This window comes from Serratia sp. CoH_134_PS_4, from assembly GCF_058190535.1.
The window spans coordinates 101568-112978 of record NZ_JBXWKI010000008.1 but is presented as its reverse complement, the minus strand read 5'-3'; the positions used below and the strand labels follow the sequence as shown (position 1 = coordinate 112978).

The following is an 11411-nucleotide window of genomic DNA, read 5'->3' as shown; positions in this document are numbered from 1 at the left end:
GGCTACCAAACCTCGATTTATCAATATTACCAGCAGGATGGCCTCAGCCCTGAGCAACAGATTTTGACACTAAAGGAAATCGTGGAAAAATCCCGCGCCAAGGATAAAGCCGTGCCGCCAGGCCTGCATGCGCAACTGGGCCTGCTGTACAGCAAAACCGGTAATACCGGGCAAGCCATGGCCGAATTCAATACGGAAAAAACGCTGTTCCCGGAATCGGCGCCGTTTATGAATTTCCTGATGGCCAAGGATAAGGGGAGCTTTAAATGAACCGTGCATTAGGTTTCTTCAGCATCGCTGTCACTTTGCTGCTGAGCGGTTGCGCCAAACAGGCTCCATATGATTATGCGGCGTTCCACGAGAGTAAGCCAAAATCAATCCTGGTACTGCCGCCGGTCAATCAGTCGCCGGATGTCAAAGCCAGCCACAGCGTGCTTGCCAGTACTACGCTGCCGCTTGCAGAAGCAGGTTACTATGTCCTGCCCGTCGCCGTGGTCGAGGAGACGTTCCAGCAAAATGGCCTGACTAACGCCAACGATATACGCGCCGTTAGCATTCAAAAGTTGCATAAGATCTTCGGTGCCGACGCGGTGCTGTATCTGGACGTCGTTCAATATGGCACCAGCTATATCGTGATTAACAGTGAAACGCGCGTTACCGTAAACGCCAGGTTGGTCGATCTGCGTAACGGCAAACAGCTCTGGGCTGGCAGCGCAACTGCCTCCAGCAGCGAAAATAACAACAATGCCGGCGGCGGTCTGCTGGGTATGGTGATCAGCGCGGCCATCGCGCAAATTGCCGACACCATCAGCGACAAAGGCTTCGATATTGGCGCCATTGCCAATACGCGCCTACTGTCGGCAAACGGTAATAATGGTGCCATTTTGTATGGCCCGCGCTCGCCGCATTACGCCAGTCAGCGTTAACCCTCAGGGCGGCGCATCCAGCCGCCCGAATCGAGTTTCCCTTTTGCCAAAAGTAGCCCATGCTGTAACAGGATAGGATGGGTTGCGGCTCATCTTGCACCTCCTTTTGGCCAATTAGGGCGGCTTGCTCATGACGAAAAAAACCACGTTGCTGCAGTTTTTCCATTGGTATTATCCCGACGGCGGAACGTTATGGCAGGAAGCCGCCGAACGCGCCGCACATATTGCCGAATTGGGCATTACCGATCTGTGGCTCCCTCCCGCGTACAAGGGCGCTTCCGGCGGCTATTCGGTCGGTTACGACAGCTACGACCTGTTCGATTTAGGCGAGTTCGATCAAAAAGGCAGCCGCGCGACCAAATACGGTGACAAGGAGGCGCTGGCCCAAGCCGCCACGACGTTACGCGACAACGGCGTGCGGGTAATTTATGACGTGGTATTCAACCATAAACTCGGCGCCGACGAGAAAGAACAGGTGCACGTGTATAAGGCGGACGCCAATAACCGCAATGATATTAACGATCAGGGCTTCGATGCACTGGCCTACACCCGCTTCACCTTCCCCGGCCGACAAGGCACCTACTCTCAGTTCATTTGGAATTACACCTGCTTTGGTGGCGTTGATTACGTCGAACAGCCTGATGAGAAAGGCGTATTTAAAATTGCCAATGACTACGGCGACGACGGCTGGAACGATCAGGTCGGCGACGAGAAAGGCAATTACGATTATCTGATGGGCGCCGACGTTGAATTCCGCAATCCGGCTGTGGTGGAAGAACTGAAATACTGGGCACGCTGGCTGATGGAAACCTTGCCGTGCGATGGCTTCCGTCTGGATGCCGCCAAACACATTCCGGCCTGGTTCTTTAAAGAGTGGGCTGACCACATACGTGACAGCGCACAACGTGATCTGTTTATCGTTGCCGAATACTGGTCGCACGATTTGACCGCCCTTCAGCAGTATATTGACCTGGTCGATGGCAAAGTGATGTTGTTCGACGTAGCCTTGCACCTAAAGTTTCACCAGGCATCGAAACAGGGGGACGGGTTCGACATGGCACAAATTTTCACCGACACCCTGACTGCCGCCGATCCCGCACATTCGGTCACGCTGGTCGCCAACCACGACACTCAACCGCTACAGTCGCTGGAAGCGCCAGTCGAACCCTGGTTCAAGCCACTGGCTTACGCCTTGATCCTGTTGCGCGAACAGGGCGTGCCTTGCGTGTTCTATCCCGACCTGTACGGTGCCAGCTATAAAGACAAAGGCAGCGACGGCCAGGAATACCAAATTGATATGCCGATCATCCCTGAACTCGAAAAGTTGATTCAGGCGCGACAACGCTTTGCCAACGGCGTGCAAACCGATTATTTTGATGATAAAAACTGCGTGGCTTTCAGCCGAAGCGGTACCGCCGACGCTCCTGGTTGCGTCGTGGTGCTGACCAATGGGGCTGAAAGCGGCAAAACGGTTGCGCTGGGTGCTGAACTGGCACATAAAAACTGGCGCGATCTGCTTGATAATCGGCAGGATGAGGTCACCACCGATGAAAACGGGAAGGCGACTTTTCCGGTTAACGGCGGCAGCGTCAGCGTTTGGGTTTTGGCAGAAACCCTGTAGAGAATGCGCCGTTGCGGCAATGTGTCGCAGCGGCGACAAACTAAATTTTGCCTTTCGGGTCTAAATGAGGGTAACACCTTAGCAAACCATTCACACCGGAGCCTAAATAGGGTACAAGGCTGCATGAAAATTCCAAAACGACTCCAGCCATTGGTAGATGATGGTTTAATCGACGACGTCATCCGCCGTTTGAAAAGTGGCAAAGAAGCCGACGTGTTTATCGTGCGCTGCGGCGAAGAGATCCGCTGCGCCAAAGTTTACAAAGAAGCAGACAAGCGTAACTTCAAGCAGGCCGTGAACTACCAGGAAGGCCGTAAAGTACGTAACAGCCGCGATGCACGCGCCATGAGCAAAGGCTCTAAGTTCGGTCGCCAGCAGCAAGAAGAAGCCTGGCAGAATACGGAGGTCGATGCGCTGTATTTGCTCGCCAAAGCAGGCGTGCGCGTGCCGCAACCAGACATCTGTCTGGATGGCGTGTTGTTGATGGAACTCATTACCGATGAAGAAGGCCTGGTGGCCCCGCGTTTAAGCGATGTGACCCTGACGCCGGAACAGGCAAGGGCCGATCACGCACTGATGATGAACTACGCCGTGCGCATGCTGTGCGCCGGGCTGGTACATGGCGACCTGTCGGAATTCAACGTGCTGATGGACAAAAACGGGCCAGTGATTATCGATCTGCCGCAGGTCGTGGACGCCGCCGCCAATAACCACGCCAAAAGTATGTTCGAACGCGATATCAATAACATGTCGCATTATTACGGCCAGTACGCGCCCGAACTGCTTGGCAGCAAGTACGCTAAAGAGATTTGGGCGTTGTATCAAGAAGGCAATCTAACGCCGGCAAGCGTGCTGACAGGCAAGTTTATCGAAAGCAATAAACGCGCGGATGTCGGCTCAGTTCTGGAAGAAATCCAGGCGGCAAGCGAAGAACACCAGCGCCAGCTGATGGCCCGCAACGAAGAAGATTAAACGCTGCCCCGGTCATGTCCCCGTGACCGAGGGCTATTCAATTCTGAAGACGTCAGGATGGCGCTCCGTCGCTGCCTCATGGTAAATGTCCCCCAGATAACCGGCAATGTCATCCTCGGCCAATTCATCTGGCAACACGATGTCGTGGCTACGCGCATATTTTCGCTCCGGCAAGGTCACGCGAAAGAGCTGCCATTCTGCCCCCACCCGTTTGACGCCCAGCAGGCGACCGAACACGTTAAAAATCATCATCGCACTCCCTCCAGCGCATATTTTACGCTATAACAAGCTAGCCCCTCGCGCCAGAAAGGAAAGCCAATGACCGAAAATGTACCGCAGTTCTGGCGTGACCCACGGCTCCCGTTCGTGGAAGCCCGTGCCATTGAAGATGGCCGCAAGGTCTGCTACGCCCTGCACAGCCATGAGATCTTTTCCATCGGTGCCATCACCGATGGCACCAGCATTTATATTAACGGTAGCCAACAGTTGCAGGTCAGTACCGGGGATGTGGTGATAATTAACCCGCAGCAAGCCCATGCCTGCAACCCAATCGGTGACCAGCGATGGTCGTACATCATGTTTTATATCGACGCCGTTTGGCTGGGTAAATTGCAGCAGGAAATCAGCGGGGGCGAAGGGGGGTTTATCCCGTTCAACCCGGTGCTCAGCCGTGATCCTGCCCTGTTCAATGGCCTGAATCGGCTTTATGCGCTCTTGATTGACCCACAGCGCGGCCATCTGGAAAAACACATTGCCCTGATAGAGTATTTCTCTGAACTGCAAATCCATCAGGGCAACGCTCGCACGCCAACAACCGAGCACCCCAGGCTGGAAACCGCGGCGGCGTTTATCAGCACGCATTGCACTCAGCCGCTGACGTTAGAAGCCATTTGTCAGGCCGCCTCACTGTCACCGTCTTACCTGATTCGCGCTTTTAAACAGCGTTACGGTATGACACCACACGCCTATCTGGTTAATCGACGTATTCAATTCGGCCACCGGCTACTAAAACGTGGATACCCCATTGCCGCAGCCGCCAGCGAAAGCGGCTTCGCCGATCAGGCGCACTTTCAGCGCACCTTCAAACTGCTGTTGGCCGCAACCCCCGGCCAGTATCAAAACCCACGCTAAACACCGTCGGCCAACAGATAGCAGGCGCTGGCCGCCAACAACAACGCCATCAAACGATTAAAACGCCGCACATTACGGGCCTGTTGCAGCAGGCCCGTGAGCATGGCACCCACATAGGCCCAGCAAGCCACCGACGCATAACAAATCACAAAGTAAATCACCGCGAACTGCCACAACAGCAACCGATCGCCGTCGGCGACAAAGGCCCCCAAGCTTGCCACCGAAGCCAGCCAAGCCTTGGGATTTAGCCACTGCAACAGTGCGCCATACCAAAAAGACGGCGCTTGCGCCTGGCTGCCGTTACCCAGCCGCCCGTCATCAAACGCCAATTGATAGGCCATAAACAGCAAAAATGCGATGCCAGCCCACTGGAGCACCTGCGTCAGCACCGGCCACAACAGCAACAACTTGTGCAGCCCGAGCCCTATCAGGATTAACAACAGAGTAAACCCCAGTGTGGCGCCAGAGACATGGCGCAGGGTGGCGCGAAAACCGAAGTGTGCCCCGGCGCTCAGCGCAACAATATTGACCGGACCGGGGGTAATCGAGGCGGCCAGCGCAAAAGCGGCCATCGAAAGATAGATATTCATTACGGGCACCTGAGAAAGAGTTCACAGATGCCAGCCTGACGATTCGGGCGCGCGCTGTATTGAACAAAATTACCCTAGCGTTACGCCCTAACCCGGCATTAAGCCGATGAAAGTCGTTTTCTTACGTGGGCCTGTCATCAGCGCTTCAAGCTTTTCCACGCATTGCAGATAGTGTGGCGTTTTTTTGTGCGCGGCGACGGCCTGCTCGTCTCGATAAGCCTCATAGATATAAAAACGCGTTGGGATAGTTTCATCCTGCAGCACGTCAAAACGCAGATTACCCGGCTCCTCGATCGCCCCCAAGTGATTGGCGCGAAAGACCTCAATAAACTCGTCGATTTTGTCCTGTTTAACGTTAATTTCTACCAGAGTGACGTGCATGACTGCTCCTTGATTCACTTTGAAGGTCAATGTGCTTTCCAACCATAGATTTATTCCCGCCGATTTACCCCCCGCAGCGGCAATTTTGCTGCGCAGTTCACAAATCCCGCGCCCCCCTTCACTTCCCCCACAAGCGTGAGGGAAGCGACATCTATAGTTAAGATTCAAACCCCAGAGAGTGTGAGCTATGGATAACTATTTGATGGCGCTGGACGCCGGCACCGGTAGCATTCGCGCGGTAATTTTCGACTTGGCAGGCAACCAGATAGCCCAGGGCCAGGCCGAGTGGCGGCATTTGGCGGTACCTGACGTACCCGGCTCAATGGAGTTTGATCTCACCCACAACTGGCAATTAACCTGCCAGTGCATCCGCCAGGCGCTGCAAAACGCCGGCCTGACTGGCCAGGCGATCCGTTCCGTAGCCTGCTGTTCCATGCGCGAAGGCATTGTGCTCTACGATCGTAACGGCGCACCTATCTGGGCCTGCGCCAACGTTGATGCACGTGCCAGCCAGGAAGTCAGCGAACTGAAAGAACTGCACAACCATAATTTCGAACGTGAGGTTTACCAGTATTCAGGCCAAACGCTGGCGTTGAGCGCCATACCACGCCTGCTGTGGCTGGCGCATCACCGGCCGGATATTTACCGACAAGCGGCGACGCTGACCATGATCAGCGACTGGCTGGCGAATATGCTAAGCGGCGAACTGGCGGTGGATCCCTCTAATGCCGGTACCACCGGCATGCTGGATTTAGTCAGCCGCGACTGGCGTCCTGCATTGCTCGACATGGCAGGGCTGCGTGCCGACATGCTTTCCCCGGTGAAAGAGACGGGCAGCGTGCTGGGGTATATCACTGAACTGGCGGCAGAACAAAGCGGGTTGCTGCGCGGTACCCCGGTCGTGATGGGCGGTGGGGATGTGCAACTGGGTAGCCTGGGGCTGGGGATCGTGCACGCCGGGCAGACCGCGGTGCTGGGCGGTACCTTCTGGCAACAGATCGTCAATCTGCCGGAACCGGCAACCGATCCAGAGATGAACATCCGCATCAATCCACACGTGATCCCCGGTATGGCACAGGCAGAATCGATCAGCTTCTTCACCGGGTTGACCATGCGCTGGTTCCGCGACGCCTTCTGTGCCGAAGAAAAGCTGATGGCGGAAAGGCTCGGCGTAGACGCCTACAGCTTATTGGAAGAGATGGCGGCGCGAGTACCACCCGGAGCCTACGGCGTGATGCCGATATTTTCCGATGCCATGCATTTTAAAACCTGGTACCACGCCGCACCGTCGTTTATCAACCTGTCGCTCGACCCCGAGCGTTGTAATAAGCAGACGCTGTTCCGGGCGCTGGAAGAAAACGCCGCCATTGTGTCGGCGTGTAATCTGGAGCAGATCGCCCGTTTCTCCGGCGTGCAGGCGGGCTCACTGGTATTCGCCGGCGGTGGTTCAAAGGGCAAATTATGGAGCCAGATCCTCAGCGACGTCACTGGCCTGACGGTACGCGTCCCCGTGGTGAAAGAAGCGACGGCGCTAGGCTGCGCAATTGCTGCCGGCGTGGGCGCCGGGCTGTATGAATCACTGGCACAAACCGGCGAAAAACTGGTGCGCTGGGAGCGCGAATATCAGCCGAATATGGCCAATCATGCGCTGTATCAGCGGCAAAAAGAGACCTGGCAACAGGTCTACGCCGATCAACTCACTCTGGTTGATCACGGGCTGACCACCTCGATGTGGAAAGCGCCGGGGTTATAATCTTCACTCGGGCGCGGCCAGCTGCGCCCTTTGCATAATCTTATGCCGATTACATCGTTGGCCTGACGCCCCAGCGCCAGCCGCCGCCCCACTCGCTTCCCGTGATTATTCCCCCACAGAAACAGTGTAACCACCGAAAGCGGATTTATCCGCCGCAGATGCCTGCGTAAATTGTGATCTCTGTCACTCCGCGCTGGCCGCGCGGTTTACACTTACACTTGGGACGAACGGTACTATGCTGAATAATAATGATAAACCTGCACCATCACCCTGGCTGGCGATTTTTTCGCTCACCGTCGCCTGTTTCGTGATGGTCACCACCGAATTTCTGCCGATCGGCCTGCTGACCAACATTGCCCCTTCCCTGGATGTCAGCACCGGCAAGGCCGGCCTCATGGTGACCGTACCCGGTATCGTCGCAGCCATCGCTGCGCCCGCATTGAGCCTGGCGGCCGGTCGACTTGATCGTCGCCTGCTGATGTTGGCGCTGAGCGTGCTGCTCACGGTCTCCAATCTGGTCTCTGCCCTGGCGGTTAACTTCCCGATGATGCTGCTGGGCCGTGTGCTACTGGGCATTTGCGTCGGTGGCTTCTGGGCTTTCGCCGCCAACTACGGCCGCCATCTGGTCCCTGAAGCCAGCCAGGGCCGCGCCACTGCCCTGATCCTGAGCGGCATTTCAGTGGGCGCCGTGTGCGGTGTTCCCGCCGGCGCATTGATCGGTGACCTGTTCGGCTGGCGCGCAGCCTTCTTTGGCAGTGCCGTACTGGCGGTCGGGGTATTGTTGGCGCAACTACGCCTGTTGACGTCGGTCCCCCCTACCCGCCCTGTGACCCCACGCGATCTGCTGCTCCCGCTGCGTCTGCCGATGGCACGTACCGGGCTTATCGCCATCGTTCTGTTGTTTATCGGCCACTTTGCCGCCTATACCTACCTGAAACCGCTGCTGCAACAGGTGTTTGTTCTCAGCCCATCGGCGATTTCACTGCAGCTGCTGGCCTACGGTGCCATTGGTTTACTCGGTACTTTCCTTGGCGAGCGGCTGGCTGAACGCAGCCTACGAGCCACCTTTATCCTGATTGCCGCGATGCTGGCCGCGATCCTGATCGTCTCACCGTTCCTCAGCGGTATCGCGGGTGCCACATTGATGGTGATGGTATGGGGGCTGGCGTTTGGCGCGGTGCCGGTCTGCGCAACCAACTGGATGTTCGCCGCCGTACCCCAAGCCCCGGAGGCGGGCCAGGCATTATTGGTCTGCGTGATTCAGATTGCTTTAGCCTCTGGCGCACTGCTGGGTGGAGAAGTGGTCGACTGGCAAGGCGTCAGCAGCGCGATGCTGTTCGGTGGCGCGCTCACCCTGTCCGCCGCGCTGGTTTTCGGTCTGACCTTGCGCTCCGGCATGATTGGCGCTAAACAGTCATAATCATTGTTCATCCGCAGAAATACACCCCGGCATTGGTCGGGGTTTTGCACTGAGAGCGTTATGGATCATCATTTACTCGCTATCCGGGTATTTAACCGCGTAGTCGAAACCGGCGGTTTCACTCGCGCCGCGGATTCGCTGCGGATGCCCAAGGCCACCGTCACCAAGCTGGTTCAAAACCTGGAAGATCATCTGCAAACCAAGTTGTTCCAACGCACCACCCGCAGCGTGTCGGTGACGCCCGAAGGCGAATGCTATTACCAACGCACGGTTAAGTGGTTGGCTGAACTGGAACAAATGGAAGGCAGCATGACCGAGTCGCAAAGCGCGCCGCAGGGGGTGCTGCGCATTGACGCCGGTGGCTCGACCGCACGCCAACTGCTGCTGCCCGCGCTGCCGGACTTTATCGCACGTTACCCGGAAATCCAGATCGATCTGGGCGTAGGCGACCGGCTCATCGATCTGATTAACGACAGCGCCGACTGCGTGATCCGCAGCGGTCCGCTGGCAGATTCCAGCCTGATTGCCCGCCGGTTGTTCGCGCTTGAATGGGTGACCTGCGCAACCCCGGCCTACCTGGCACGCTACGGTACGCCACAGCACCCTTGCGACCTGGAGCAGGGCTATCCGCTGGCACACTACCGCCATGCGCTGAACGATCGCATCCAGCCGCTGCACTTTGTCGATCGGGGCAAGGAGATTGATATTCAACATCGCTATCACGTCAGCGTTAACGAGGGCAATGCCCTGCTGGCAGCGTCGCTGGCCGGCCTGGGTATCATCCAGACCTTCCGCTTTATGGCGCAGCAGCATCTCGACAGCGGCGAGCTGGTCAGCCTGCTGCAGGATTGGCAGCCACCAAACGAACAGATGTATGTAGTCTATCCCTCCAACCGCCATCTCAGCGCCAAGATGCGCGTGTTTATCGATTGGGCCGTCGAGACGTTTAAATAGCCGATAACCGTCGCTGACAATGAAGTACCGCACGCTGTAACCCGGCGCTTTGTGATATTATTAGACGCATTATTGTTATCACCCGACAGGCACCGACCATGGCATATATCCCAAAAAACTACGCGAGGCTGGAGACCGGCTACCGCGAAAAAGCGTTGAAAATCTTCCCTTGGGTTTGCGGGCGTTGCTCGCGCGAGTTTGTTTACTCAAATCTGCGCGAACTAACGGTCCACCATATCGATCACGACCACAGCAATAACCCGGAAGATGGCAGCAACTGGGAAATGCTGTGCCTGTACTGCCACGATCATGAACATTCAAAATATACCGAAGCCGACCAATATGGCTCAACGGTGATCGCCGGTGAAGACGCGCAAAAAGACATCGGCCTCGCGACCCACAACCCGTTTGCCAATCTGAAGTCGATGCTGAAAAAGTAGCGCCCAAGGCTCTTCATTACTGGTAGCTTAATAACTTATTAAGCTACCAAATTAAAATAATCCCCCTACCTCCCACATCTTCCCAGAACATTCCTACTTACCCACTGACTCAATTACCAGCAAAATAGGCTGTAAAGTTAACCGCATACGGCTTGGCAAGCCGCCGCAGTTGGTGCATATTGTTCAGGCGTTATTGTTGTTAACCTGTTTAATTATCAACCTAACAAGCATATTAACTTAATAAGTTATCAGCTTAATAAATTAAGAGATGGCAGCATGATTGTTTTGATTGGCTCGCAAAAAGGTGGCGTAGGAAAATCAACCAAGGCGGTCAATATCGCCGGGTATCTGATTCTTAAACAGGGGAAAACGGCCATCATCGTTGATGCTGACGATCAGAAATCAATCATGACCTGGTATAACGACCGCCAGAATGTTGAAGGCCTGCCGCATATCCCTGTGGTCGCCGCCTCAGGCAAAATCAAAGAAACGCTGCTGGAGCTGGATCGCCATTACGACTATGTGATTGTCGATACCGCGGGCCGCGATAGCGCCGAACTGCGTTCCGGCTTGCTGGCTGCCGATCTGTTCCTCTCCCCGTTGCGCCCATCGCAGATGGATCTCGACACCGTCGGCTATCTGTCGGAAATGTTTGCCACCGCGCAGGAGTATAACGAGAAGGTGAAAGGCTACATTGTGCTGAACATGTGCCCAACCAACATCTTTATTAATGAAGCAAACGAAGCGGCGCAGGTGTTGAGTGAATACCCAGAATTGACGTTAGTGAGCAACCGTCTGTGTGATCGCAAGATCTACCGTGATGCCTGGGGTGAAGCGATTACCGTGCACGAGGCACATAACGCAAAAGCGCAGGCAGAAATCGAAAGCCTGGTAAAAGAGGTGATTCTGTGAAAAAGCGCACCCCAACCCACCGCATGTCAGAAGACGAATTTATCAACAGCGCCACCTCGCACACCTTGTTGGTGCCCGCAGCCGAAGCCAAACCACAGGGCCGCAAACGCACTTATAAAGCCATTTCAGTCAGCCTGACCGATAACCATATCGATGCTATCGATGAAATTATTATGCAGGCCGCACGTAATGGCGTGGTGCGCATTACCCGTTCAGACATTATCAAGCTGGCGATTGACAGGCTGGCGGAAAAAAGCGAAGAACACCTTATGCAACTGCTGAAAAAGCTGTAGTTAACTTCACAACCTGCC

General features: G+C 55.6%; 14 protein-coding genes. 11 read left to right on the top strand and 3 right to left on the bottom strand.

The window, feature by feature from the left end; genetic code table 11:
- From AC2FCQ_RS14340 to AC2FCQ_RS14325, 4 genes are all read left to right on the top strand, one after another.
- Positions 1–270: DUF4810 domain-containing protein (locus AC2FCQ_RS14340; RefSeq protein WP_490653053.1), on the top strand; the 270-nt coding region annotated here is incomplete at its 5' end.
- Positions 267–926: a DUF799 domain-containing protein gene (locus AC2FCQ_RS14335; protein ID WP_404760102.1), complete on the top strand. Its 660-nt coding sequence runs from the start codon at positions 267–269 to the stop codon at positions 924–926. The genes AC2FCQ_RS14340 and AC2FCQ_RS14335, both read left to right, overlap by 4 nt.
- A gap of 130 nt (positions 927–1056) precedes the next feature.
- The gene (gene amyA, locus AC2FCQ_RS14330) at positions 1057–2547 is read left to right on the top strand and encodes an alpha-amylase (RefSeq protein WP_404760103.1); all 1491 of its coding nucleotides are present in this window, start codon (positions 1057–1059) and stop codon (positions 2545–2547) included.
- 123 nt (positions 2548–2670) lie between these two features.
- Entirely contained in the window at positions 2671–3519 is an 849-nt protein-coding gene (locus tag AC2FCQ_RS14325; protein WP_037425137.1) for a PA4780 family RIO1-like protein kinase, read from the top strand.
- A 33-nt stretch (positions 3520–3552) separates the two neighbouring features.
- Here the strand turns inward: AC2FCQ_RS14325 and AC2FCQ_RS14320 are convergent, their stop codons facing one another.
- Positions 3553–3771, bottom strand: a complete 219-nt coding sequence (locus AC2FCQ_RS14320; protein ID WP_265556279.1) for a DUF7661 family protein — start codon at positions 3769–3771, stop codon at positions 3553–3555.
- A 66-nt stretch (positions 3772–3837) separates the two neighbouring features.
- On the opposite strand from AC2FCQ_RS14320, the gene AC2FCQ_RS14315 reads away from it, so the two are divergent.
- Positions 3838–4650 carry an AraC family transcriptional regulator gene (locus tag AC2FCQ_RS14315; protein WP_490308557.1) on the top strand — a complete coding sequence of 271 codons (813 nt, stop codon included), beginning with the start codon at positions 3838–3840 and terminating at the stop codon, positions 4648–4650.
- On the opposite strand, the gene AC2FCQ_RS14310 is transcribed toward AC2FCQ_RS14315, so the two are convergent.
- The gene (locus AC2FCQ_RS14310) at positions 4647–5240 is read right to left on the bottom strand and encodes a LysE family translocator (protein WP_209632257.1); all 594 of its coding nucleotides are present in this window, start codon (positions 5238–5240) and stop codon (positions 4647–4649) included. The genes AC2FCQ_RS14315 and AC2FCQ_RS14310 overlap by 4 nt on opposite strands.
- An 87-nt stretch (positions 5241–5327) precedes the next feature.
- Positions 5328–5621, bottom strand: coding sequence for a (4S)-4-hydroxy-5-phosphonooxypentane-2,3-dione isomerase (gene lsrG, locus AC2FCQ_RS14305; protein ID WP_209632256.1), 294 nt, complete (start codon positions 5619–5621; stop codon positions 5328–5330).
- A gap of 187 nt (positions 5622–5808) precedes the next feature.
- On the opposite strand from lsrG, the gene lsrK reads away from it, so the two are divergent.
- The 6 genes from lsrK (at position 5809) to AC2FCQ_RS14275 (ending at position 11393) form a co-directional block, all read left to right on the top strand.
- Positions 5809–7374, top strand: a complete 1566-nt coding sequence (lsrK, locus tag AC2FCQ_RS14300; protein ID WP_209632255.1) for an autoinducer-2 kinase — start codon at positions 5809–5811, stop codon at positions 7372–7374.
- Between the two features lie 235 nt (positions 7375–7609).
- Positions 7610–8794, top strand: a complete 1185-nt coding sequence (locus AC2FCQ_RS14295) for an MFS transporter (protein ID WP_209632254.1) — start codon at positions 7610–7612, stop codon at positions 8792–8794.
- 60 nt (positions 8795–8854) lie between these two features.
- Positions 8855–9748 carry a LysR family transcriptional regulator gene (locus tag AC2FCQ_RS14290; protein WP_209632253.1) on the top strand — a complete coding sequence of 298 codons (894 nt, stop codon included), beginning with the start codon at positions 8855–8857 and terminating at the stop codon, positions 9746–9748.
- A gap of 98 nt (positions 9749–9846) precedes the next feature.
- Positions 9847–10188 (top strand): HNH nuclease YajD, encoded by a 342-nt coding sequence (yajD, locus tag AC2FCQ_RS14285; RefSeq protein WP_037425115.1) that lies wholly within the window; start codon positions 9847–9849, stop codon positions 10186–10188.
- Between the two features lie 276 nt (positions 10189–10464).
- Complete coding sequence (locus AC2FCQ_RS14280; protein WP_037425112.1) at positions 10465–11100, top strand: division plane positioning ATPase MipZ; 636 nt, start codon at positions 10465–10467, stop codon at positions 11098–11100.
- A complete protein-coding gene (locus AC2FCQ_RS14275) occupies positions 11097–11393 on the top strand; it encodes a hypothetical protein (protein WP_209632252.1) in 297 nt (98 codons plus the stop codon). Before AC2FCQ_RS14280 ends, AC2FCQ_RS14275 begins: the two co-directional genes overlap by 4 nt.
- The last annotated feature ends 18 nt before the right edge of the window (positions 11394–11411 follow it).

What these genes read in the sequence shown, in the direction of transcription:
- AC2FCQ_RS14335 (WP_404760102.1), top strand. Translation starts at nt 267, where the DNA reads ATGAACCGTGCATTAGGTTTCTTCAGCATCGCTGTCACTTTGCTGCTG.
- amyA (WP_404760103.1), top strand. Translation starts at nt 1,057, where the DNA reads ATGACGAAAAAAACCACGTTGCTGCAGTTTTTCCATTGGTATTATCCC.
- AC2FCQ_RS14325 (WP_037425137.1), top strand. Translation starts at nt 2,671, where the DNA reads ATGAAAATTCCAAAACGACTCCAGCCATTGGTAGATGATGGTTTAATC.
- AC2FCQ_RS14320 (WP_265556279.1), bottom strand. Translation starts at nt 3,771, where the DNA reads ATGATGATTTTTAACGTGTTCGGTCGCCTGCTGGGCGTCAAACGGGTG.
- AC2FCQ_RS14315 (WP_490308557.1), top strand. Translation starts at nt 3,838, where the DNA reads ATGACCGAAAATGTACCGCAGTTCTGGCGTGACCCACGGCTCCCGTTC.
- AC2FCQ_RS14310 (WP_209632257.1), bottom strand. Translation starts at nt 5,240, where the DNA reads ATGAATATCTATCTTTCGATGGCCGCTTTTGCGCTGGCCGCCTCGATT.
- lsrG (WP_209632256.1), bottom strand. Translation starts at nt 5,621, where the DNA reads ATGCACGTCACTCTGGTAGAAATTAACGTTAAACAGGACAAAATCGAC.
- lsrK (WP_209632255.1), top strand. Translation starts at nt 5,809, where the DNA reads ATGGATAACTATTTGATGGCGCTGGACGCCGGCACCGGTAGCATTCGC.
- AC2FCQ_RS14295 (WP_209632254.1), top strand. Translation starts at nt 7,610, where the DNA reads ATGCTGAATAATAATGATAAACCTGCACCATCACCCTGGCTGGCGATT.
- AC2FCQ_RS14290 (WP_209632253.1), top strand. Translation starts at nt 8,855, where the DNA reads ATGGATCATCATTTACTCGCTATCCGGGTATTTAACCGCGTAGTCGAA.
- yajD (WP_037425115.1), top strand. Translation starts at nt 9,847, where the DNA reads ATGGCATATATCCCAAAAAACTACGCGAGGCTGGAGACCGGCTACCGC.
- AC2FCQ_RS14280 (WP_037425112.1), top strand. Translation starts at nt 10,465, where the DNA reads ATGATTGTTTTGATTGGCTCGCAAAAAGGTGGCGTAGGAAAATCAACC.